The sequence below is a fragment of the Microterricola viridarii genome, assembly GCF_001542775.1.
Taxonomy (GTDB): Bacteria; Actinomycetota; Actinomycetes; order Actinomycetales; family Microbacteriaceae; genus Microterricola; species Microterricola viridarii_A.
Genome location: NZ_CP014145.1, coordinates 2,578,613 through 2,601,742, shown reverse-complemented (window position 1 = coordinate 2,601,742; position 23,130 = coordinate 2,578,613). Strand labels below are relative to the sequence as shown.

General features: G+C 68.1%; 20 protein-coding genes, 1 tRNA gene and 1 other RNA gene. 11 read left to right on the top strand and 11 right to left on the bottom strand.

What is annotated here, in order from left to right:
• Window positions 1–25: 25 nt before the first annotated feature.
• From AWU67_RS11885 to AWU67_RS11875, 3 genes are all read right to left on the bottom strand, one after another.
• Window positions 26–1,324, bottom strand: a complete 1,299-nt coding sequence (locus AWU67_RS11885) for a sugar ABC transporter permease (RefSeq protein ID WP_199922287.1) — start codon at window positions 1,322–1,324, stop codon at window positions 26–28.
• Window positions 1,321–2,076 carry an ATP-binding cassette domain-containing protein gene (locus AWU67_RS11880; protein ID WP_067229265.1) on the bottom strand — a complete coding sequence of 252 codons (756 nt, stop codon included), beginning with the start codon at window positions 2,074–2,076 and terminating at the stop codon, window positions 1,321–1,323. The genes AWU67_RS11885 and AWU67_RS11880 overlap by 4 nt, the downstream gene beginning before the upstream one ends.
• Window positions 2,077–2,163: 87 nt before the next feature.
• Complete coding sequence (locus tag AWU67_RS11875) at window positions 2,164–3,057, bottom strand: sugar ABC transporter substrate-binding protein (RefSeq protein ID WP_234407237.1); 894 nt, start codon at window positions 3,055–3,057, stop codon at window positions 2,164–2,166.
• On the opposite strand from AWU67_RS11875, the gene AWU67_RS17770 reads away from it, so the two are divergent.
• Entirely contained in the window at window positions 3,056–3,265 is a 210-nt protein-coding gene (locus AWU67_RS17770; RefSeq protein ID WP_234407236.1) for a hypothetical protein, read from the top strand. The two genes, AWU67_RS11875 and AWU67_RS17770, sit on opposite strands and share 2 nt — an antisense overlap.
• A 134-nt stretch (window positions 3,266–3,399) precedes the next feature.
• Here the strand turns inward: AWU67_RS17770 and xylB are convergent, their stop codons facing one another.
• The 4 genes from xylB to AWU67_RS11855 form a co-directional block, all read right to left on the bottom strand.
• Window positions 3,400–4,848 (bottom strand): xylulokinase, encoded by a 1,449-nt coding sequence (gene xylB / locus AWU67_RS11870; protein ID WP_067229259.1) that lies wholly within the window; start codon window positions 4,846–4,848, stop codon window positions 3,400–3,402.
• Window positions 4,849–4,941: 93 nt separating this feature from the next.
• A complete protein-coding gene (gene xylA / locus AWU67_RS11865) occupies window positions 4,942–6,135 on the bottom strand; it encodes a xylose isomerase (RefSeq protein WP_067229256.1) in 1,194 nt (397 codons plus the stop codon).
• 59 nt (window positions 6,136–6,194) lie between these two features.
• Window positions 6,195–7,241 (bottom strand): ABC transporter permease, encoded by a 1,047-nt coding sequence (locus tag AWU67_RS11860; protein WP_067229253.1) that lies wholly within the window; start codon window positions 7,239–7,241, stop codon window positions 6,195–6,197.
• Window positions 7,238–8,758 (bottom strand): sugar ABC transporter ATP-binding protein, encoded by a 1,521-nt coding sequence (locus AWU67_RS11855; RefSeq protein ID WP_067232687.1) that lies wholly within the window; start codon window positions 8,756–8,758, stop codon window positions 7,238–7,240. The genes AWU67_RS11860 and AWU67_RS11855 overlap by 4 nt, the downstream gene beginning before the upstream one ends.
• Before the next feature lie 276 nt (window positions 8,759–9,034).
• Here AWU67_RS11855 and AWU67_RS11850 point away from each other — a divergent pair, with 276 nt between their 5' ends.
• The 9 genes from AWU67_RS11850 (at window position 9,035) to AWU67_RS11810 (ending at window position 19,856) form a co-directional block, all read left to right on the top strand.
• The gene (locus AWU67_RS11850; RefSeq protein WP_067229251.1) at window positions 9,035–10,090 is read left to right on the top strand and encodes a substrate-binding domain-containing protein; all 1,056 of its coding nucleotides are present in this window, start codon (window positions 9,035–9,037) and stop codon (window positions 10,088–10,090) included.
• A gap of 148 nt (window positions 10,091–10,238) precedes the next feature.
• Window positions 10,239–11,402 (top strand): Gfo/Idh/MocA family protein, encoded by a 1,164-nt coding sequence (locus AWU67_RS11845; RefSeq protein WP_067229248.1) that lies wholly within the window; start codon window positions 10,239–10,241, stop codon window positions 11,400–11,402.
• Between the two features lie 51 nt (window positions 11,403–11,453).
• Window positions 11,454–12,455, top strand: a complete 1,002-nt coding sequence (locus AWU67_RS11840) for a sugar phosphate isomerase/epimerase family protein (RefSeq protein ID WP_067229245.1) — start codon at window positions 11,454–11,456, stop codon at window positions 12,453–12,455.
• Window positions 12,456–12,555: 100 nt separating this feature from the next.
• The gene (locus AWU67_RS11835; protein WP_234407235.1) at window positions 12,556–13,791 is read left to right on the top strand and encodes an ROK family transcriptional regulator; all 1,236 of its coding nucleotides are present in this window, start codon (window positions 12,556–12,558) and stop codon (window positions 13,789–13,791) included.
• Between the two features lie 268 nt (window positions 13,792–14,059).
• Complete coding sequence (locus AWU67_RS11830) at window positions 14,060–15,307, top strand: multidrug effflux MFS transporter (protein WP_067232682.1); 1,248 nt, start codon at window positions 14,060–14,062, stop codon at window positions 15,305–15,307.
• A gap of 25 nt (window positions 15,308–15,332) precedes the next feature.
• Complete coding sequence (locus AWU67_RS11825; RefSeq protein WP_067229243.1) at window positions 15,333–16,013, top strand: phosphatase PAP2 family protein; 681 nt, start codon at window positions 15,333–15,335, stop codon at window positions 16,011–16,013.
• Window positions 16,014–16,081: 68 nt separating this feature from the next.
• Window positions 16,082–17,377, top strand: a complete 1,296-nt coding sequence (locus AWU67_RS11820) for a saccharopine dehydrogenase family protein (RefSeq protein WP_067232680.1) — start codon at window positions 16,082–16,084, stop codon at window positions 17,375–17,377.
• A gap of 46 nt (window positions 17,378–17,423) precedes the next feature.
• The gene (locus AWU67_RS11815) at window positions 17,424–19,214 is read left to right on the top strand and encodes a helicase HerA-like domain-containing protein (protein ID WP_067229240.1); all 1,791 of its coding nucleotides are present in this window, start codon (window positions 17,424–17,426) and stop codon (window positions 19,212–19,214) included.
• Window positions 19,215–19,244: 30 nt separating this feature from the next.
• On the top strand, window positions 19,245–19,856 hold the full coding sequence (locus tag AWU67_RS11810) for a GNAT family N-acetyltransferase (RefSeq protein ID WP_067229237.1): 612 nt from the start codon (window positions 19,245–19,247) through the stop codon (window positions 19,854–19,856).
• Window positions 19,857–19,868: 12 nt separating this feature from the next.
• Here AWU67_RS11810 and AWU67_RS11805 read toward each other — a convergent pair whose 3' ends face one another.
• The 3 genes from AWU67_RS11805 to AWU67_RS11795 all read right to left on the bottom strand — a co-directional run bounded on the left by AWU67_RS11805 (window position 19,869) and on the right by AWU67_RS11795 (window position 21,915).
• Window positions 19,869–20,732, bottom strand: coding sequence for an aminoglycoside phosphotransferase family protein (locus AWU67_RS11805; protein WP_067229233.1), 864 nt, complete (start codon window positions 20,730–20,732; stop codon window positions 19,869–19,871).
• A 35-nt stretch (window positions 20,733–20,767) separates the two neighbouring features.
• Window positions 20,768–21,268: a hypothetical protein gene (locus AWU67_RS11800; protein ID WP_067229231.1), complete on the bottom strand. Its 501-nt coding sequence runs from the start codon at window positions 21,266–21,268 to the stop codon at window positions 20,768–20,770.
• Between the two features lie 559 nt (window positions 21,269–21,827).
• Window positions 21,828–21,915, bottom strand: a tRNA-Ser gene (locus tag AWU67_RS11795).
• Between the two features lie 128 nt (window positions 21,916–22,043).
• On the opposite strand from AWU67_RS11795, the gene ffs reads away from it, so the two are divergent.
• Window positions 22,044–22,140, top strand: an RNA gene (gene ffs / locus AWU67_RS11790) — signal recognition particle sRNA small type.
• Between the two features lie 96 nt (window positions 22,141–22,236).
• Here ffs and AWU67_RS11785 read toward each other — a convergent pair.
• Window positions 22,237–23,001, bottom strand: a complete 765-nt coding sequence (locus AWU67_RS11785) for a FadR/GntR family transcriptional regulator (protein ID WP_199922286.1) — start codon at window positions 22,999–23,001, stop codon at window positions 22,237–22,239.
• Window positions 23,002–23,130: the final 129 nt, after the last annotated feature.

The window sequence follows — 23,130 nt, the reverse complement described above, 5'->3', positions numbered from 1 at the left end:
GGCCGAGGCCGGCTGCCCGCCGCCGTCAGCGTCTTGTGAGCGAGCCGCCCGCGCGCACCCGCGACACGGCGTCGACCGTGGCCGCGAGGATCAGCACGCCGCCCGTGACGACGTAGTTGACGCCGGCTGGCAGGTTCAGCAGGCCGAGCCCGTTCGTGATCACCGCGATCACGAGGGCACCGATCGCGGCGTGCAGCAGACGGCCGCGGCCGCCGAACAAGCTGACGCCACCGACGACCGCCGCCGCAACGCCGCTCAGCACGATGTCTCGGCCGGCCGCGGCATCCACGGACCCGACCTTCGAGATGCTGAACAGGCCGGACACCACGGCGAGCGTGGAACAGACGATGAAGGCCGTCCAGCGGATCAGCACCACCTTGACTCCGGCGCGCCTGGCCGCCTCTGCGTTGCCGCCGACCGCGTAGATGTAGCGGCCGAACTTGGTGCGGTCCAGCACGAAGGTGCCGGCCCACAGGATCGCGAGGGTGATCGGCACCACGATCGGAACGCCGCTCACCGGCTTGAATCCGGTGCCGCGATCGTTGCTGAGCAGGCCGACGACGATGCCGCCGATGACCAGGATCACGCCGAGCTTGATCCAGACCAGCGCGATGGTGCGGTTCGGCACGCCCGCGCGGGTGCGCCGGGCGCGGTCCCAGAGTGAGGTCGTCAGCGACACGGCGAGAATCACCGCGAGCATCGCCCAGCCCGCCCAGATCGGCAGGTTGGAGTTCATGATGGAGAGGATCTCCGGCGTCTGCACGCGGTACAGCCCGCCGCTGCCGATGATGATCAGCTCGAGCCCCTGGAATCCGAGGAACAGGCCGAGCGTCACCACGAATGATGGGATGCCGACCCTGGCGACGAAGAAGCCGATGAACGAGCCGATGGCCACACCGGTGAGGAGGGCGATGAGCAGAGCGACGATCCAGTTGAAACCGTTGACGTTCACCAGCACGACGAAGATACACATGGTCAGGCCCGAGGTGACACCGGCCGAGAGGTCGATCTCGCCGAGCAGGATCACGAACACGAGCGCCATGCCGAGCATCACGAGCGTCGCGGCCTGGGTGAGCAGGTTGGCGAAGTTGCGCTCGGTGAGGAAGAACGGGCTGAGGATCGTGAACATCACGCTCAGAACGATGAATCCGCCGATCGCCGGCAGCGCCCCCATCTCGCCGTGCCGCACCCGCTGCAGATAGGCGCGGGCCTGATCCATCACGGTGCCTTCTTGCCCGCTGCCGATCAGTTCGGCGGTGCTGCGGGTGGCGAGCACGTCGGTGGGTGTCGGGTCCGGCGCCTTCCCGGGCGCCCCGATGCTCATGCTTGTTCTCCCGTGTAGGTCTTGCTTCCGGTGATGTAGCCGACGATGTCGTCGCGGTTGGTCTCTTCCGCCTTCACGGATGCCACCATCTGGCCGAGGTAGAGCACGCTGATGAAATCGGCGACGGCGAAGACGTCGGCCAGGTTGTGGCTGATCAGGATGACGGCGACGCCTTGCTCGGCGAGCCGGCCGACGAGCTCGAGCACCTGCTCCGTCTGCGCAACGCCGAGGGCGGCCGTCGGTTCGTCGAGCACGACCACCTTGGCCTTCTTCAACACCGAGCGGGCGATGGCCACGGTCTGGCGTTGGCCACCGGAGAGCGAGGACACCTTTTGCCGCACGGAGCTGACCGTCCTGACCGAGAGCTGCCGCAGCGTCTCGGCGGCCTCACGCTCCATCAGGCCTTCGTCGAAGGTGCCGAAGCCGAGCTCCTCGCGACCGAGGAACATGTTCTGCACGATGTCGAGGTTGTCGCAGAGCGCCAGGTCTTGGTACACCACCTCGATGCCGAGCCTGGCTGCCTCCCGAGGCGAGTGCAGGTGCACCGCCTCACCGGCGAAGCGCACCTCCCCGGAATCGTAGGGCTGCACACCGGCGAGCCCTTTGATCAAGGTGGACTTGCCAGCTCCGTTGTCGCCGACCAGGGCGGTGACCTTGCCGGGATAGGCCCGGAGGTTCACTCCCTTCAGCACGCTGACGGGGCCGAAACTCTTGACGATGTTCGTCAATTCAATGATGGGTGCGTCATCCATGGGGTGTCCTCGTGGCGTGTCGTCGCTGACAGGGGAGGGGAGGGGCCGCGTCTCCGCGGCCCCTCCGATCCATGTGGTGGTTGTCGCTTACTGCACCCCGTTGGCGGTGCACGCTGCAGCAACCTCGCCGGTGCAGAGCTCGGCGGCAGTGGCGTCACCGGCGGCGACGACCTCCTTCACCATGTCCGGTCCGACAAGTACCGGCGTGACGGCAATGTAGGGCGTTCCGTCGGCGAGCTTCATGTCGACGGTGGGGGTCTCACCCTTCAGCAGCTTCACCGCGAGGTCGGACGCAGCGGCCGCCTCATCCGGCACATGCTTCCAGACTGTCGCGGTCTGCTTGCCGAGCAGCACGTTCTGCAGACCGGCGACCGAGGCATCCTGACCAGAGACGGGAACCTTCAGGCCGTTCTTGTCGAGGATCGTGATGACTCCGGCGGCGTTCGTGTCGTTGGCGACCCAGACCGCGTCGACCTTGCCGCCGAGGGCGGTCAGGGCCTGCTCGAAGTTCGTGGCGCTCTTGTCGCCGTCCCAGACTCCCGGGGGCTCCTGGGCCGGCTTGATGCCGGCGGCCGACATGATCTTGACGGCGCCGTCGTGGAACATCTTGGCGTTGCCGTCGGCCGGGTCGCCGCCCATGTAGACGACGATGGCCGTTGCCGGATCCTTGCCCTCTGCCTTGAGGCCGTCGACGATCGACTGGCCCTGCAGCTCGCCAACCTTCTCGTTGTCGAAGGAGACGTAGTAGTCGGCGCCCTCGATCGGGCGGTCGTAGGCGATGACGGGGATTCCCTCGCCCTTGGCCTTCGCGGCCACGGCCACAGCGGCCCCGTTGTAGTCGACGAGCACCATCACACCGCAGCCCTTGCTGAGCTGCTGGTCGGCGATGGTCGCGTACTTGCTGGTGTCACCCTGGGCGTTCTGGATGTCGGCCTCGAAGCCCGCATCGGTGAAGGCCTTTTCAAGTGCCGGCCGGTCCATGCCCTCCCACCGCGGCGAGGACGCGGCGTCCGGCAAGATGACGCACGCCCGAGAATTCGCGGCGGGGGTGCCCGTGTCGCTGCTTCCGCCACCACCCCCTGAACTCGAACAGCCTGCGAGCATCAGTGCTGAAACGCTGGCAACGGCGGCTAATGAGATCAATGAAGATTTCTTCATCTCTCTGCCCTTCTATGCGGTGCTGTTGTAGCCCTTGCGGGGCCACCTTCCACGTCGAACGGTGGCAAATAGAAATGTTGCTCTGAAAACGCGCTGTGCGCAGGATTCACGAGAAATTCTCAGTATCGATTTGATAACGACCTGAGAGCGCTCCCCGAGCCGTGGCTACGCCAGCTCGGCGGCGCGTGTGTCGCGCGCGGCCGCGTACTGCAGGGCGATGATCGGGCGGTGATCGGATGCCGGGCCGGCAGCGGTCGCGAGCGGCCATTCGGGGGCAACTCCCTCGAGTGCCCACGCGGCCTGCCGGGCGGCGCCGAGGGCGACATACTCGCCGGGGGCCGGCACCAGGACGGGCACCGCGAACACCTGGGCGGCAATCGTCTGCACCGCTGTGTTCTGGGCGGCGCCGCCGATCAGGAGGATGCGGCGGGCATCGACCCCCTGGCCGCGCACGGCCTCCAGCCCGTCGGCCAGTCCGCAGAGCAGGCCCTCGACCGCGGCGCGCGCCACGGTGCTGCGGGTGGTGTTGGCCAGGGTCAGGCCGAGGAGGCCCGCCGTGGCATCCGGAAGGTTGGGCGTGCGCTCGCCCTCGAACCAGGGCACCAGCACGGCGCCGCCGGCGCCCGGTTCGGCCTGGAGCGCCAGCCGGCCGAGCTCGTCGTAGTCGACGCCGAGCAACCCGGCGACCGCATCCAACACCCGGGCGGCGTTCAGGGTGGCGACGAGCGGCAGGTAGGCTCCGCTGGCGTCGGCGAAGCCGGCCACGATTCCGGAGGCATCCCGGCTGGGGCTGTCGGTGACGGCGAAGACGGTGCCGCTGGTTCCGATCGAGACGATCACGTCGCCGCTGGTCGCACCCAATCCGAAGGCGGCCGCGGCGTTGTCGCCGGCGCCAGGGCCGACCACGATCGACGCGCTGCCCCCGCCCGTCGGGAGCGCGGCGGGGTGAACGACCCCTCCGGCCTCACCGGGCGCGAGCACCCGCGGCAGCACGGCGTCGTGGCCGAGCGCGGCGACGAGCAGTGCGCGGTCGTAGTCGTTCGTGATCGCCGACCAGTAGGCGGTGCCGCTGGCGTCGGACCGGTCGGTGAAGAGCTCCGTGAGCACCGGCCCGAGCGGCGATGTGCCCTCAGGGCCATAGCCGCGCAGGCGCCAGCTCAGCCAATCGTGGGGGAGCGCGACGGCGGCGACGCGGGCGGCGTTACCCGGCTCTTCGTCCCGCAGCCAGCGCAGCTTGCTCGCCGTGAACGAGGCCACCGGCACCACCCCGGTGCGCTCCGCATACGCGTCGGCGCCCACCTCCGCGGTGAGTGCGGCGGCTGCGGCGGCCGAGCGCGTGTCGTTCCAGAGCAGGGCGGGGCGGATGACGTGGCCGTCCGCGTCCAGCGCGACCATGCCGTGCTGCTGCCCGCCGACCGAGATCGCGGCCACATCGGCGAGGCCGCCGGCATCCGCCACCGCGGTGCAGAGCGCCTGCCACCACGCCTCCGGGTCGACCTCTGTGCCGTCGGGGTGCGCGGCGCGGCCGCTGCGCACGATGCGCCCGGTCTCTGCGTCGGTGACCAGCACCTTGCAGCTCTGGGTGGAGGAGTCGACGCCGGCGACGAGGGTCATGTGAGTCCTTTTGTGTGCTGAAACCCGTTGGTCGAGCAGGCGCTGGCGCGCCGACTCGACCAACGGAATGGCTGGGCTTGAGAGCGCCGCCTGCTAGCCGCGGGCTCCAAGGAGGTGCTCCATGGCGAGCTGCTGCAGGCGCACGAAGCCGAAGCCCTTGCCCCCGAAGTAGGCGTCGGCGTCGAAGTCCTCGTAGCTGGCACGGTCGGCCAGCAGGGCGTCGTAGCCCTCGCCGGCGGCCAGGGTCGGAACAGACAACTCGGCCACCTTCGCGGCGGCCAGCGCCTCCTGCACCTCGGGGTCCGCTCGGAACGCCACGGTGCGCTCCTTGAGCAGCAGGTACATCTGCATGTTCGCCGACACCGACTCCCAGACACCGCTGGGGTCTTCAGTGCGCGATGGCTTGTAGTCGAAGTGCCGGGGGCCGTTATAAGAGGGGCCGCCGTTGGGGCCACCGTGCTCCAGCAGGTCGACGAGCGAGAAGGCGTTCTGCACATCGCCGTGGCCGAACACCAGGTCCTGATCGAACTTCACACCGCGCTGGCCGTTGAGGTCGAGGTGGAACAGCTTGCCCTGATAGAGCGCCTGAGCGATGCCGTGGGTGTAGTTCAGGCCGGCCATCTGTTCGTGGCCGGTCTCCGGGTTGACACCGACGAGCTCCGGCCGCTCCAGCGTCGAGATGAAGGCGAGCGCGTGCCCGACGGTCGGCAACAGGATGTCGCCGCGGGGCTCGTTGGGCTTGGGCTCGATCGCGAAACGGATGTCGTAGCCCTTGTCCGTGACATAGTCGCCGAGCATGTTGACCGCCTCGCGGTACCGTTCGAGCGCCGCCTGGATGTCCTTGGCCGCGTCGTACTCGCTGCCCTCGCGTCCGCCCCACATGACGAAGGTCTTCGCGCCGAGCTCAGCCGCCAGATCGAGGTTGCGCATCACCTTGCGCAGTGCGAAGCGGCGCACACCGCGGTCGTTGGAGGTGAAGCCGCCGTCCTTGAAAACGGGGTGGCTGAACAGGTTGGTCGTGATCATCGGAATGATGAGGCCGGTGTCACTGAGCGCCTGCTTGAGCCTGTCGATCTCGTGCTGGCGGGCGGCATCCGTCGAGCCGAACGCGAAGAGGTCGTCGTCGTGGAAGGTCATGCCGTATGCGCCAAGCTCGGCGAGTTTGTGCACTCCCTCGACGGTGTCGACGTGCGGTCGGGTCGGGCCGCCGAACTGGTCCTGGGCGTTCCAGCCGAACGTCCAGAGCCCGAAGGAGAAACGGTCTGCGCGGGTGGGGGTGATGGTCATGATGCGTCCTTCTATCGAAGCGGTGAATTGTGTGTGGAATCGAATGGAGCCGGTGCCGGCTAACTCTTCTTCGGCTTGCCGGCGCGGTTGGCGAATCGCTGCTGCAGCATCACGGCGATCACGATGATCGCGCCCTTGGCGATCGCCTGTACCGAGGTGGACAGGTTGTTCTGGGTGAAGACGTTGGTGAGGGTGGAGAAGATCAGCACGCCGAGCACGGTGCCCATGATGGTTCCGCGCCCGCCGACGAGCAGAGTGCCGCCGACGACAACGGCCGCGATGGCGTCGAGCTCGTAGAGCGTGCCGTGCGTGGAGGTGCCCGCCGTGGTGCGGCCGAGCATCATCACACCGGCGATGCCGGCGGTCAGACCGGCCAGGGCGTAGACGTACATCGTGTGTCGCTTGACGTTGATGCCGGCCAAACGCGCCGCCTCGAGGTTGCCGCCGATGGCGACGGTGCGGCGGCCGAACGTGGTGCGGTTGAGCAGGAACCAGCCGGCAGCGGTGACCAGCGCGAACATCCAAATCAGAACCGGGATGCCGAGCAGGTTGGCCGTGAACACGTCGAGGAAACCGCGCACATTCACCACCTGCGTGGAGCGGTTGGCCAGCAGCTCGGCGAGGCCGCGGGCCCCGACAAGCATGGCCAGAGTCGCTATGAAAGCGACCACCCCGCCGTAGGCGATGATGGCGCCGTTGATGAACCCGGCCGCCATGCCGACGGCCAGGGCAATCACGACCATCACAATCCAGCTGGTCTGTTCGGCGAAGAGCTGGACCCAGGAGAGAGAGGCGACAACCGTGGTGAGGCCCATCACGGAGCCGACCGAGAGGTCGATGCCGCCGGCGGTGATGACGAACGTCATGCCGATGCTGATCACGCCGATGATCGAGGCCAGCCGCAGGATCACGAGCAGGTTGCCGACGTTGGCGAAGCGGTCGCCCGCCGTGATCACCCCGACGATGATGAGCAGCAGCAAGGCGATGACCAGGCCGATGGAGCGGCCGCTGGAGCCGCTGAAGAGGCGGGCGGCCAGGCTGCGCTGCGGCTCGGCGTCGTGCGTAATCGGGACGTCGGCAGCGACGGCCGTGTTCTGCTCGCTCATGCGGCGGTTCCTTTCATGACCAGGTCGAGCACGCCGTGCTCGTCGATGGCGTCTGCGGCTGAAGTGTGGATGACGCGGCCCTCGGCGATCACGAGCACGCGATCGGCCAGGCCGAGCACCTCGTCGATCTCGCTGGAGACCACGACGACGGCGGTGCCGGCGTCTGCAAGTCGACGGATGAGGGCATAGATCTCGGCGCGGGCACCGACATCGACGCCGCGGGTGGGCTCGTCAAGCAGCAACAGGCTGGTGCCGTGCACCAGCCAGCGCGCCAGCAGGATCTTCTGCTGGTTGCCGCCAGAGAGGGTGCGGGTCACCCGGTCGGGGTCTGCCGGCCGCAGCTCGAGTGCGACGAGCTGCTCGCGTGCGACGGATCGCTCCTCCTTCTCTTTGAGGAGCCCGCCCTTCGCCCAGCGGGTGAAGCTGGCCAGCGTGACATTGCGGTAGATCGGCTCATCCAGAATGAGCCCCTGACTCTTGCGCTCCTCGGGCGAGAGACCCATCCCCGCGGCGACGCCGGCCTGCACCGAGCCCGGCTTCACCCGTGTGCCCGAGATGCTGACGGTTCCGGAGGTCGCGGTGCGCGCGCCGTAGATGGTCTCCAGGATCTCGGAGCGGCCGGATCCGACCAGGCCGGCCAGACCGACGATCTCACCGGCCCGCACCTGCAGGCTGACGTCGTCGAAGACGCCGGCAAGCCCGAGCGCGTCCACGTCGAGGATGACCGGTGCGTCCGGCGCCAGCGGAGTGGCCGTCGGGAACACGTTCTCGACCTCGCGCCCCGTCATCAACTTGATCAGCTCGGAGGTGGGGGTGTCGGCGACGGGCAGGTTGGTCGCCACCGTGCGGCCGTCTTTGATGACGGTGATGCGGTCACCGATCTGGTTGATCTCTTCGAGCCGGTGCGAGATGTAGATCACCGCGATGCCGGCATCCGTCAGCTCGCCGACAACCCGGAACAGATTGCGCACTTCCTCGGCATCGAGCACAGCCGACGGCTCATCCATGATGATCAGCTGGGTGTCGTGCGAGAGGGCGCGGGCCATGCTGACGATCTGCTTGTTGGCGGCCGAGAGCGTTCCGACCTCGCGGGTGGCGGAGATGTTGCTGTGGCCGAGCCTGGCCATCAGCTCGCGGGCGCGGCGGTTGGTGCTGCGCCGATCGGTGATGCCGGCGACGGCCTGCTCGTGGCCGAGGAAGATGTTCTCGGCCACAGTGAGCCCGTCGACGACGTCGAGCTCCTGGTACATGGTGGCGATGCCGAGGCCGAGCGCCGCGACAGGGCTCTCGATGAGCGTCTCTGCGCCGTGCCAGCGGATGGTGCCGCCGTCGGGCTGGTACGAGCCGGAGAGAGTCTTGATGAGGGTGGACTTGCCAGCCCCGTTCTGGCCGAGAAGGCAGTGCACCTCTCCCGGGAGCACCTCGAGGTCCACTCCTTTGAGAGCCTGCACACCGGCGAATCCCTTGGTGAGGTCGCGGACCGTCAGCAGCGGCCCGGCATGGTCGACATTGATCATGAACGCAACATAACAGCTGAGTGCGGAATATGCACGCGGCATCTTTGGTCAACTGCCCCTATTTAATGCCTCTGATCATTTGTTTGTTAGAGGCGTCCAGGTGAGCGCCACCCCGAAAGTGGGGCAGAAACTTCTCTGGCCAAACTGTGAAATGCCTGTTATGTTGCTTGAAACGTCAAAGTGGACGTGGTGCCGGGCCTCCCGGGTTGTCACTGCCCTCCACAGCGACAGAGTTCACATTTGCACCCACCCTGCACCACAACTTGGAGGAAACAGATGCTCTCAACACGTTCACGGCGCACCCGGCTGCTCGTCGCCTCTGGCGCCACGCTGGCCGTTGCCGCGTTGCTCACCGCCTGCACGCCGGGCACCGCCGAGCCGGCTGCCAACTCGGAGAAGCCGAGCAGCAACACCGAGCCCACCACCGTCGCCGCCGGCGAAACCGTGACGATCGGATTCTCCGGCCCCGCCGCCGACCACGGTTGGCTCGGCGCCATTAACAGCGCGGCCATCGCCGCGGCCGCCGAGTTCCCCGACGTCGAGCTGATCGTCGCCGAGGGCACCAACGACGCGAGCCTGCAGATCAGCCAGGTGGAGACCTTCATCAACGACAAGGTCGACGCCATCGTGCTGCTGCCGACCGATGGTGCGGCGCTGACCGATGTCGCGATCAAGGCCATGCAGGCCGGCATCCCCGTGATCAACGTCGATCGCGAGTTCAGCAGCACCTTCGCCGCCCGCACCACGATCCTCGGTGACAACTACGGCATGGGCGTGAGCGCAGGCACCTACATCTGCGAGCAGCTCGACGGCAAGAAGGATGCCATCGTCGCCGAGATCGCCGGAATCGACAGCCTGCCGCTGACCCAGGACCGCAGCGCCGGTTTCAAGGACGCCCTGAGCGACTGCGGGCTCTCGGTGAACAACCGCGTCGCCGCCGACTTCACGGTGCAGGGCGGCGAGGCGGCCACCTCACAGCTGCTCGCGGCTGCGCCGAAGATCGACGCCATCTGGAACCACGATGACGACCAGGGCATCGGCGTCATGGCCGCCATCAACGCCGCTGGGCGCAGCGAGTTCTTCATGGTCGGCGGCGCCGGCTCGAAGAACGCGATGGACGCCATCAAGGCCGGAAACACCGTGCTGCAGGCGACGGTCATCTACCCGGCCACGCAGGCCGCCGATGGCATCGCCGTCGCTCGTCTGATCGCCCAGGGCGGCGCCATGGGAGACCTCGTCACCCAGGGCGTGCCGCAGCGCATCGTTCTCGACGCCCCGGTCGTCACCAAGGACAACGTCGACCAGTACATGAGCGTCGGCTTCGCCTCCTAGGCCAGCACACACCCAGGCCGCACAGGCATGGAAAATAGGCGGGGCGTCCGCGATTCATCCGGACGCCCCGCTTCCAACACCGTTACCCACCGAACCGCCGTTTGAAAGGCCAACCGTGACCGAGACTGCTCCCCGACTTCGCATCGCCATGATCGGCGCCGGATTCATGGGGGCCGCTCACTCCCAAGGCTGGCGCGTCGCACCCCGCTTCTTCGAGCTGAGCGCGACGCCGGAAATGGCGCTGTTGGTGGGCCGCGATCAGGAGAAGACCGATTCAGCCGCAGAAAAGTGGGGCTGGGCCGAGACCTCGATCGACTGGCGCGAGGCGATCGCCCGCGACGACATCGACATCGTCGACATCGTCACCCCCGGCGACTCGCACGCCGAGATCGCGATCGCGGCGCTCGAGGCCGGCAAACATGTGCTCTGCGAGAAGCCGCTCGCCAACACGCCAGAAGAGGCGCGGGCGATGGCGGATGCCGCGGCCCGCGCAGCCGCACGAGGCGTCTATGCGATGGTCGGCTTCACCTACCGCCGGGTGCCCGCCGCGACCCTCGCCCGCGACTTGGTCGCCGCCGGCCGCATCGGGCAGGTGCGCCAGGTGCGCGCCGCCTATCTGCAGGACTGGCTGGCCGACGAGAACGGGCCGCTGACCTGGCGGTTGCAGAAGGACCGTGCCGGCTCCGGAGCGCTCGGCGACATCGGCGCGCACGCCATCGACCTCGCCCAGTACGTCACCGGAACCGACATCGCCTCGGTGAGCGGCACCCTCGAGACGATCGTGGCCGAGCGGCCGCTGCCCGTCGCCGACGGCGCGGCGCACGGGCTCTCGGCTGCGGCATCCGCAGAACGCGGCGTCGTGACCGTTGACGACCTCGCCCTGTTCACCGCCCGCTTCGGCGCCGGCCCGCACGGCTCAGGGTTCCTCGGCTCCTTCGAGGCGAGCCGCTTCAGCACCGGGCGCAAGAACGCCCTGCGCATCGAGGTCTCCGGCTCGACCGGCGCAATCAGCTTCGACCTGGAGAACCTCAACGAACTGCAGATCTTCGACGCCACCGCGCCGGCCGAGGAGCAGGGCTTCACGAGGGTGCTCGTGACCGAGCCCGTGCACCCGTACATCGCCGCGTGGTGGCCGGCCGGGCACATGCTCGGCTACGAGCACGGCTTCTCGCACCAGGCGCGGGACTTCGTCGAGGCGGTCGCCGCCGGCGTTCAGCCCACGCCGTCCTTCGCCGACGGCCTCAAGGTGCAGCAGGTGCTCGCGGCCGTCGAGGCGAGCGCCGGCGCCGACAGTGCCTGGCGTGCCGTCTAGCCCCAGGCTTCCGCTCAGACATCCAGCAACCGAACTCAACGAGGAGAACCCATGACCCGCCCCATCACCCTGTTCACCGGCCAGTGGGCCGACCTGCCGTTGGAAGAAGTCGCACGCCTGGCCTCGGAGTGGGGCTACGACGGCCTGGAGATCGCCTGCTGGGGCGACCACCTGGACCCCTGGCGCTGGGATGACGCGGAGTATGTGGCAGGCAAGCTCGCGCTGCTGGCCAAGTACAACCTCTCGGTCTACGCCATCTCGAACCACCTCAAGGGCCAGGCGGTCTGCGACGACCCGATCGACCAGCGGCACCGTGACATCCTGCCCGATGTGGTGTGGGGTGACGGCGAGCCTGAGGGCGTTCGCCAGCGGGCAGCGGAGGAGATGAAGAACACGGCGCGCCTGGCGGCAGCTCTGGGCGTGAAGACGGTTGTCGGGTTCACCGGGTCGAGCATCTGGAAGTACGTCGCGATGTTCCCGCCCGTCTCCCAGGAGCTGGTCGACGCCGGCTACACAGACTTCGCTGACCGCTGGAACCCGATCCTCGATGTCTTCGACGAGGTCGGCGTGCGCTTCGCCCACGAGGTGCACCCAAGCGAAATCGCCTACGACTACTGGACGACCCGGCGCACCCTCGAGGCGATCGGGCACCGCTCCGCGTTCTGCCTGAACTGGGACCCGAGCCACTTCATCTGGCAGCAGCTGAACCCGGTGGACTTCATCCTTGAGTTCGCCGACCGCATCATCCACGTCGACTGCAAAGACGTGAAGCTGCGCCTCGGCAACGGCCGCAACGGCGTGCTCGGCTCGCACCTGGCCTGGGCGGACCTCAACAGGGGCTGGGACTTCGTCTCGACCGGCCGCGGCGACGTACCGTGGGAGGCCAGCTTCCGCGCGCTCAACGCCATCGGCTACGAAGGCCCCATCTCAGTGGAATGGGAGGACGCCGGAATGGACCGCCTGCTCGGGGCCGAGGAGGCGCTTGAATTCGTCAAGCGCAACGCCTTTGATGCTCCGGATGCCGCGTTCGATGCAGCGTTCAGCAGTCGTTAGGCTGCGCGGCGCGGTCGACCGCGCGGAATAGCATTGACTCGCTCCGTCTCCCCGGGGCGCAGATCCCCGGGGAAACACGGGCGAGAGAACGAGGTACCTAGTGGCGCAGATCCCAGTGCGTGATTCATCGCGACCGGCGAGACGCGGCAACAACCTCGACGACGTCCGTCGCAACAACCTGGCCGTCGTGCTCGAGATCAGTCACGCGCGCGGTCGAGTCTCGCGGGCGGAGCTGACCCGGGCGACGGGGCTCAACCGCTCCACCGTCGGCGCCCTCGTCGCCGAGCTGGTCGAACTCGGGCTCGTTGACGAGACCGAACCGAGCGCCACCAACCAGGCCGGACGGCCCAGCCCGGTCATCGTTCCGCGCGAGGACGTCGTCGCGATCGCGGTGAACCCCGAGGTCGATGCGGTGACCATCGGGCTCGTCGCCCTGAACGGGCGCGTGCTCAAACGCATCCGTTACGACACGGCACGGGTGCCAACGCCCGAGGAGGTCGTGAACATCGTCGCGGCCGTCATCGCGGGCATGCAGAGCGAGTTGAATGCGTCCTATCGCACGGTCGGCGTTGGGGTCGCGGTGCCCGGTCTGGTGCGGGCCGCCGACGGCGTCGTGATCCTCGCCCCCCACCTGGGCTGGCGCGACGTGCCGATCGCCGAGATGTTGTCGGCAGCCCTGAAGCTTCCCGTCACGGCGGCAAACGACGCCTCCGCCGGCGTGCTTGCGGAAGGCCAGTACGGTGCGGGGCGCGGAGCCCGCGAGCTGGTCTACCTCAACGGCGGAGCCAGCGGTATCGGCGGGGGGATCGCACTCGACGGGGAACTCTTCGGCGGAACAGCCGGCTATGCGGGTGAATTCGGGCACACCTTCGTGAACTCGGCCGGCGCCCGCTGCCACTGCGGCGCGAGCGGCTGTCTCGAGACCGAGGTGCGGCGCGCTCCGCTGCTGGCGCTGCTGGGGCTGGACAGCACCCGCAGCGAGGAACTCGAGGAGGCGCTGCTCGCGCACCTCGCTCGGCCGGAGGGCCCGGACGCCGCCGTGGTGGACCTGCTCAAGAGGCAGATGAGCTTCCTCACGATCGCGCTGCGCAACGTCGTGAACGCGCTGAACCCGGAACTCGTGCTGCTCGGCGGCTTCCTCGGAACGCTGTACGCGGTCGACCCGGAGCGGCTGACCGCAGAGATCTCGAGCGGTGCCCTGCCGGGAGCCGGGGACAGCGTGCGCTTCGGTCGGTCCGAACTCGGCAACGAGCTGCTCATGGTCGGCGCCGCCCAGCTGGCATTCAAGCCGGTGCTCGACGACCCGGCCAGCGTCGCCGTTCCTCCCGCTGGTTGAGCCTGCGATTCCCGTCAAGCATCGGTAACTGTTCCCTAGGTTTCCTTTGAACGGGCTGCCGCCTTGCATGTCGCTGCGCGACATGCCCGCTGGTTGAGCCGGTCGACACCCGCGCCCCGGCATCCGATAACATGAACAGTCGCCTGCGATCGAATCGATTCGATTGTGGTGTGCGGCCACACGCCCCCGCTCTCGCCGAGCGCTCCGCCCCACTTCCGAGGACCTCGTGACCAGCACCGCAGGCATCCCCATCATCCGCCCCGACGACATGGCCGCGATCCGTGCGGCGGCGCCCAGCCACCGCGGCGACGCCCTCAGTGCCCGCCAGCGCCTCGTCTACGTCCTCGTGCTCGGCGCGCTCACAGCGCTCGGCCCGTTCACGATCGACCTCTACCTGCCGGCGTTCCCCATGCTCGAAACCGAGCTCGGCGTCTCGGCCTCTGCCGTGCAGCTGACCCTCACTGGCACCATGATCGGCTTCGGTCTCGGCCAGTTGATCGTCGGCCCGTGGAGCGACAAGGTCGGCCGCAAGCTGCCGCTGATCCTCGCGACGCTCGTGCACATCCTGGCCTGCGTCGGGGCCGCCATGGCCTCCGACATCTTCGTGCTCGGCGGCTTCCGGCTGCTGCAGGGCTTCGGCGCCGCGGCAGGCGGCGTGGTCGCCATGGCCATGGTGCGCGACCTGTTCGGCGGCAAGCCGCTGGTCAAGATGCTCTCCCGACTGGCCCTGGTCAACGGCCTTGCACCGGTACTCGCGCCGGTCATCGGCTCGCAACTGCTGCTCGTCACGGACTGGCGCGGCATCTTCTGGGTGCTCGCCGCATACGGCGCCGTCGTGGTGCTCGCCGTGTGGCTGTGGATCGTCGAGACCCGGCCGAAGGCAGACCGGGCCCTGAGCGCACACTCCACCGTCGGCGCCCGGTTCAAGGCCGTGCTCTCCGACCGCGTCTTCGTCGGCACCGCGATCGTCGGCGGCATGGTGTTCACCGGCCTCTTCGCCTACCTCTCCGCATCGACGTTCCTGTTCCAGCAGGTGCACGGTTTCACGCCGCAGGAGTACGGCCTGCTGTTCGGGGCGAACTCGATCGGCGTGATCATCGGCGTGCAGACCAGCTCCCGGCTGATCCGCACCGTCATCGGCCCGCAGTGGATCCTCGCCATCACGACCGCCATGATGGCGTTCCTCGGAATCGCCATCATGGTGCTGGATGCCACGGGCGCCGGCCTCTGGGGAACGATCATCCCGCTGTGGTTCTTCATCACCATGTGCGGTTTCTCCTTCCCGTGCGTGCAAGTGATCGCGCTGAACGGCCACGGCCAGGAGGCCGGAACCGCCGCATCGCTGCTCGGCGCCACGAACTTCGGGCTGGCCGGCATCATCTCGCCGCTCATCGGCATGCTCGGCGTGAGCACCGCGCTGCCCATGGGCGCCGTGATGACCGTCACATCGCTCATCGCGATCGCGGCACTCTGGTGGATCGTGCGCCCGCGCACGGTCCCCGCGCTCTCCGCATGAGCGACGCCCGCGATAGCGTTGGTCCATGACGGCAGCGAGCGGCATCCGCACCCACGCCCCCAAACACACCCCCAGACGCTGGCCGTTGGTCGCCGGTGTCACGGCAATCGTGTTGGCGGTGCTGCTCGGTGCGGGCATCACGCTGCTGAACGGCGGCGCACCGCTCGCGATCGACGCGGCCTGGCAGAGCTTCATGATCTCGACGCGCTCTCCGTTCACCGAGGGTCTCGCGCTGTTCCTCAACTCTTTCGGCGGCGGCTTCGTCGCGGTGCTGGTGGTGCCGCTCTCCATCGTCGGGCTGCTGCTCTTCCTGCGGCGACCCTGGGCGGCGCTGTTCTCCGCCGCGGCGGCCCTCCTCGGCACGCTCGGCGTGCAGGTGCTCAAACACCTCTTCGGCCGGGCGCGGCCGGAGGACATCCTGGTGCACTCCGATTACGGCTCGTTCCCGTCTGGGCACACGGCGAACGCCGCCGTGATCGCCGTGACGTTCGCGGTGCTGTTCCCGCTGGTGTGGGTGCGCGTCGTCGGCGTCGCCTACGTGCTGCTGATGGCGTGGAGCCGCACGCTGCTCGGCGCGCACTGGCTGAGCGACACCGTCGGCGGCGCGCTCATCGGCGCCGGAGTCGTGCTCGTGCTCTGGGCGTTCACCGCCCGCTGGCTGGAGGCGGAGCGGCGGGCGCGACCCCAGGCGCAGACGCCGGACTGACCCTAGAGCTGGGCGGCGCCACACGCTAACGTCGGAGCATGAGCGATGACACTGTGGTCACGGGCGGCATGCGAATTCTCCTGGTCGGCGCGGGGGGAGTGGGCGACGCCATCGCCAAGATCGCGGCCCGCCGCAATTTCTACGAGCTGATCGTTGTCAGCGACTTCGATGAGGCCCGCGCGGAGCGCACCGTCGCCGCGGTCGCCGCCCGGCAGGGCGCGGAGGCCGCCGGCCGTTTCCTGGCCGAGCAGATCGACGCCTCCGACCCCTACGCCGTCGAGTCGCTCGTGCGCGAACACCGCATCACCCACGTCATGAATGCGGTCGAGCCCAAGTTCGTGCCGACGATCTTCGCCGGGGCGCTCGCGGCCGGCGCGAACTACCTCGACATGGCGATGAGCCTGAGCGAGCCGCACCCCACCGACCCGCACAACCAGACCGGCGTCAAGCTCGGCGATGACCAGTTCGCGCAGGCACCCGACTGGCAGAAGCAGGGCCAGCTCGCCCTCGTCGGCATGGGCGTCGAGCCCGGCTTGAGCGACGTCTTCGCCCGCTACGCCAGCGACCACCTGTTCAGCGAGATCGACGAGCTCGGCACCCGCGACGGCGCCAACCTCGTCGTGCGCGACGAGGAGGGCAACGAGATCTTCGCGCCCTCCTTCTCAATCTGGACCACGATCGAGGAATGCCTGAACCCGCCCGTGATCTGGCAGAAAGAGGAGGGCTGGTTCACCACCCCGCCGTTCTCCGAACCCGAGGTCTTCGTCTTCCCGGAGGGGATCGGCCCCGTCGAGTGCGTCAACGTCGAGCACGAGGAGGTGCTGCTGATGCCGCGCTGGCTCGACGCCAAGCGGGTCACCTTCAAGTACGGGCTCGGCGCCGAGTTCATCGGCGTGCTGAAGACGCTGCACCTGCTCGGCCTGGACTCCACCGTTCCGCTGCGCGTGCGCGGGGCGGATGCCGCCGGCATCCGTGGACCGGTCGAGGTCGCGCCTCGCGACGTGGTCGCCGCGGCACTGCCCGACCCGGCCAGCATCGGCCCGCAGATGACCGGTAAGACCTGTGCGGGTGTCTGGGTGACCGGGACCGGCACCGACGGGGCGCCGCGCGAGGTCTACCTCTACCACGTGAGCGACAACGAATGGACGATGCGCGAGTACGACGCCCAGTGCGTGGTCTGGCAGACGGCGATGAACCCGGTGATCGCGCTCGAATTGCTCGCCACCGGCGTCTGGCAGGGCAGCGGGGTGCTCGGCCCCGAGGCGTTCGACGCCGCGCCCTTCCTCGAGCTGATGGCCCGCCCGCTCGAGCAGGGCGGCTACGGCCAGTCCTGGGGCCTCGAAGAGCGCACCCCCGCGGTCTAACCGACCGCACCAGCACCCGCCGTTTCGACGAGGAAGGCACCAGGCCATGACGGATGACGCAGTTGCCGCGGCGCAGAGTGCCGCGGCCGAAGCCGCCGAGGCGGCCCGGGTGTTGCAGGCCCAGGCCGAGGAGGCGATCAAGAAGGCCCAGGACGCCGCAGCGGCCGCGCTCGCGGCGGCCGAGGCCGCGCAGGCCGCGGCACCGGCTCCGGCAGCGGTGCCCGTCTCAACCAGCGGGGTGCCGGCGGCATCCGGCCCGCTGGACCCCGGACACGTGGAAACCATCCGGTCCGGTTACGCGTTCGAGGGGGTGGCGCTCGAGATGGGCGCACTGGTGAATGGCGAGGCCCTGCCCGACGTTCCCGTGCGGATCCCGCTCGCCATGACCAACCGGCACGGCCTGGTCGCCGGCGCCACCGGAACCGGCAAGACCCGCACCCTGCAGATGCTGGCAGAGCAGCTCTCCAGCCATGGCGTCGCGGTGTTCGCCGCCGACATCAAGGGCGACCTCTCCGGCATCGCGACCGCCGGCGAGGCCAACCCCAAGCTGCTGGCCCGCACGGCCGGAATCGGCCAGGACTGGACCCCTGACCAGTTCCCCGTCGAGTACTTCTCGCTCGGCGGCGTGGGCAGGGGCGTGCCGATCCGCGCCACCGTCACCGGTTTCGGGCCCGTGTTGCTCAGCAAGGTGCTCGGCCTGAACAACACGCAGGAATCCAGCCTCGGCCTCGTCTTCCACTACGCCGAGAAGTCCGGCCTGCCACTGCTCGACCTGACCGACCTGCGCGCCGTGCTCAGCTATCTGACCAGTGACGACGGCAAGGCCGAGCTGAAAGACCTGGGCGGTCTCTCCAGCGCGACCGTCGGTGTCATCCTGCGCGAGCTCATTACCTTCGCGGACCAGGGCGCCGATGTCTTCTTCGGTGAGCCAGAGATCGACACCGCCGAGTTTCTGCGCACGACGGCCGAGGGAAAAGGCGTGATCAGCCTGCTCGAGGTGCCCGGCGTGCAAGACAAGCCGGCGCTCTACTCCACCTTCCTGATGTGGCTGCTGGCCGACCTATTCAACGATCTGCCAGAGGTCGGCGATCTCGACAAGCCGAAGCTGGTGTTCTTCTTCGACGAGGCGCACCTTCTGTTCGCCGATGCATCCAAGGACTTCCTCGCCCAGATCACCCAGACGGTGCGGCTGATCCGCTCTAAGGGCGTCGGCATCTTCTTCGTCACGCAGACCCCGAAAGACGTGCCGGGCGACGTGCTGGCCCAGCTCGGCTCCCGTGTGCAGCACCAGCTGCGCGCCTTCACCCCGGATGACGCCAAAGCCCTCCGCGCCACCGTCTCGACCTATCCGAACTCCGGCTACGACCTGGCCGAGGTGCTCACCACGCTCGGCACCGGGGAGGCGATCGTCACCGTCATGAACGAGAAGGGCGCGCCGAGCCCCGTCGCCTGGACCCGGCTGCGCGCCCCGCAGGGCTCGATGTCGCCGTCGCCGGATGCCGCCATCGACGCCGTGGTCGCGGCATCCCCGTTGCTTCCCAAATACGGCACTGCCCTGGACCGTGACTCCGCGCGGGAGATCCTCACCCGCAAGCTGGCGACCGCCGCGGCGGCAGCCGACGCCGCCCAGCAGGCGGCGGACCAGGCTGCGGCGCAGGCCGCGGCTGAGAAGAAGTCGCAGGCCGAGTACGACCGGCTGATGAAGAAGACCTCTGGAACGGCGCGCTCCACGAAGCAGCAGAAGACGGTGCTCGAGGAGGTGCTGGGCTCCACGGCGACGAAGTCGGTGCTCACCGCGGTGATCGGCGGCATCTTCGGAACCCGCAAACGGCGTTAGAGCCGTGCGCCGGCACGCGAGAATGGTCACATGCTGGAGATCCGCCCCTACCGCCCGAGTGACCGCGCCGCCGTCTACGACATCTGTGTGCGCACGGCCGACGCCGGCGGCGACGCACGCGGTCAGTACAGCACCGACGATCTGATGCCCGATGTCTACGCCGGGCCGTACCTGGAGTACGCGCCGGAACTTGTCACCATCGTCTCGACCGGGGCGGCGGACGGCGACCAGGCTGTCGGATACCTGATCGGCGTGGCCGACACCGCCGACTACGTGCGCTGGCACCGGCAGCACTGGCTGCCCGACTTCACGGCGCGCTACGCCGGGCATCCGAAGGACGCGGCAGAGGCCGGCGTCATCGCGGCCGGACTGCACCCAGAGAAGCTCCTCATCGCCGAACTCGACGCCTACCCGGCGCACCTGCACATCGATTTGCTGCCGGAGGCGCAAGGCCAGGGCCTCGGCCGGGTGCTGATCGACGGCCTGCTCGGTACCCTGCGCGAGCGCGGGGTTCCCGGCCTGCACCTGGCCTACTCGCCGCACAACACCGGGGCCGCCGCCTTCTACGCCCGGCTCGGCTTCCGGCCGCTGGCCGCCAGCAGCGCCGATGCCCCGTTGGTCGGCATTTCCACTGGCCGTTAGCTCGGCGCCCCGTTAGACCTCGAGCAGCAGGCGGGTCGCCGTGTCACCGATGGCCAACGTGCGCGCAGCCGCGGCGGTGTCGCCGCCGGTGCGATGCCAGGTGGCTGACAGCGCCGTCCAGGCGATGACCCAGCGCAGCAGGGTGCCGACCGGGATCCCGGATGCCAGCGCGACCGTCTGCACGCGCCTGGCCAACCGTTCCGGCTCGGCGGCGTGCGCGGGCACGGGGTTGCAGAGCATGTTGGCGTAGTCGAACTCTGACGCACCGATGAGTGCCTTGGGATCGATGGCGAGCCAGCCGCGGGTGCCGAAGTCGAGCACGTTGCCGTGGTGCACGTCGCCGTGCAGCACCACCGACTCGCCGGGACCGTCCAGCAACTCGGCCGCGAGGTCGGCCCCGCGCAGGTAAACGCTGCCCCACTCTTCCGCGTGCTCAAACAGCTCGGCGAACCAGTCCTCTAACGGAACGAGTGGCGGCAGTGGCGCCGACCGCGGCCGATGCAGGCCGGCGACGCTCTGGCAGAGCACACGCAGGGAGTGGTCGTCATCCGCCGCAGTGCGGGACGCCATCGCGGCCAGCGAGCGTGGCCCCTGCGCCCGCTCCAGAAGCACCGCGTCGGTGTCGTGCTCGTAGACGAGCGCCGCGCCGTCGCCGTTCCACCACAGCTGCAGCGCGAAACCTGCACGTTCCTCGTCGCCGGCCGCGCCCGCTCTCGCGAGCTTCAGCATGGCGGGCAGTGGCGTTTCGCGGGACGCCGGCGTCCAGAGCACGGGCTGCAGAATGCTGGATGCCGTGGCGAAGGCCTGCCCGGCCGGTCGGGCGGACCAGCGCTCAAGGTAGTCCTCTAGAGGCGCCGATGCGCAGTCAGTGGTCATGGAGCTCTTCGTGTCGGGTGTGGGGGAGTCGCGGGTCAGCGGCGGCTGCGCCGCGGCCGGCGTTCGAACCAGAACAACAACTTCGAATGCTCGCGCCGGAACTCGTTGATCGTCTGTGGGTCTCTGATGATCGTGGCAGGAACGTCGAGGGTATCGATCACTCGGCCGATGGCATCGTGCGACCAGTAGCGGGCCCGCATCCGCAGCAGGGTGCGGCCGTCGTGCCCAATGACGAACAGGTGTTCCTCCACGTCGACGGTGAGGCCGCTGTACATCGACACGAGCAGAAGCGACTCGATCTCGTTTGCGTGAATCTGCCGACGGAGGCCCGTGAAGCCGCTCTCGCGTACTCCCACCGGTGAGACGAAGACGCCGGCCTGGTGATAAATCAGGACGAAACGGGCGATGACGGCGATGACGATCAGCTTGAACAGCACCACGATGAGCCAGCCGCCAGAAGGGATCGTCAGCCAGTAGAGCACGGCGAAGATCGGGATGAGCAGTGCGAGGATGGCCAGGCCAGATTGCGTGAACACCTGTTCGCGGGGTCTCAGGACGACCTCGTCCGCCCCCTCGGCGCGCGCGCCATCGCCTGCAGTCCCCCGTGCATACCTTTGAGCGTATTGCCGATCGGTGCCGAGCGCATCACTGGGTGGCGGGCGGGGACACATCCGGATGAACTTCGGAGGAACAATCGACGCAGGATACCGGCAATGCGGGGAGCATGATTGCGCTCGTGGTCAGCCATATTTCCTTGTAGATCTGCGGCTCTACCCCGGCTGTGGGAGTCGCCGATGAAAGTTGAGGAAAATGCGAACTGGCCCGGCCAGTGTGCCGTGCCGCCACCGCTGGACCGGAAAAACGGCCGAACACTCAAACAAAAGGATGTTCAGCCGCTTGCGATGCCTTGCGAGGTTGCCCCGCCGGAGCGTCGTCGTGTGCCCTGCGTGTGCCCTGCGGGTGAAACCAAAAACGCCCAACCGGAGTTGGGCGTTTCAGTGGCGGAGCGTGGGGGATTCGGGCGCCGCGTGTGGGTGTTGTGCGCGTGCCCTGCGGGTGAAACCAAAAACGCCCAACCGGAGTTGGACGTTTCAGTGGCGGAGAATGGGGGATTCGAACCCCCGAGGGCTTGCACCCAACACGCTTTCCAAGCGTGCGCCATAGGCCACTAGGCGAATTCTCCAGAAGCTGACTCGAAAGAAAGCAACTCAAAGAATCTTATCTGATGGATTGAGTGCTTTTTGCCACGAGGGCGCCGCTGGCCAGAATCGCGTGTGTCAACGAGTGCTCTCCAGACACGGTAAACTAGTGAACGACTCCTCGCGTGGCGTCATCCAGGCCAATTCCCCCAGGACGGAAACGTAGCAAGGGTAACCGGGCTCTGGCGGGTGCGCGAGGGGTCCTTTTCTTTAACCGGTGCCGCGAGGGTAACCGGGGCAGCGCCGTGGTACCGAGGTGCGCGAGGGGTCCTTTTCTTTAACTCGGTCAGTCGGCGTTAGCTCGGTCAGTCGGCGGAGAGCGGCCCGGGCTTCGCGGCCGGCCGGTGCTCCCTGGCCCAGCGCTCCGTCTGCAGCACGTGCGAGGCCGCGGCCGTCGCGGCCGTCGCGGGGTCGCGCGCGATCAGTGCGGCGAGGATCTCGCGGTGCGAGTGGTCGCTCTGCGCCTTGATGTCCGGCCCGGCCGGCAGGTCGAACAGCTGGTACGAGCGGGAGCGCGAGCGGAAGACGCGCAGCAACTCGGCGATCGTCGCGTTCTTGGCGAGCCCGGTGATCTTCTCGTGGAACTGGGCGTCCAGGTCGGATGCCTGCTCCTGCTCACTGGCCAGCTCGAGCGCGTCGAGGATGCCGCTCAGCTCGGCGGCCACGGCATCCGTCATGTTGGCGGCGGCCTGTGCCGTTGCGTGCGACTCGAGCACGCGCCGCGACTCGAACATGTCGATCAGCCCCTCGAGCGGCATCAGCCCGACGGTCAGTCCGAGCGCCCCGATGATGTTGGCCGGCTCCAGCGCCGAGACGTAGGTGCCCGAGCCGTGCCTGGACTCGATCACACCGAGAGCGCCGAGCATGCGCACGCCCTCCCGGAGTGATCCGCGAGAGACCTGGAGTCGGTCGCAGAGCTGCGCCTCCGAGGGGAACTGCTGGCCGGGCTGCAGCTCGCCGGAGGCGATCATCTGCCGCAGGCCGTGGAATGCGTCGTCGATCGCGCTGATGGTGCGCCTCCTGTGCGATTGGTGTTCTGGGCCGCTGGCGTGATACGTACCGAACAGCATACGGCCCGAAAGTCATCTAATGAGTGGGTAGTTATCTGACGACTTCATGTATATGCTCCTTGGAGTCGGCATTCATTCGCTGTTTTGCAGTAAGTCATCCAATAACTTTTTGCGAAGCAGCGGTGAGTC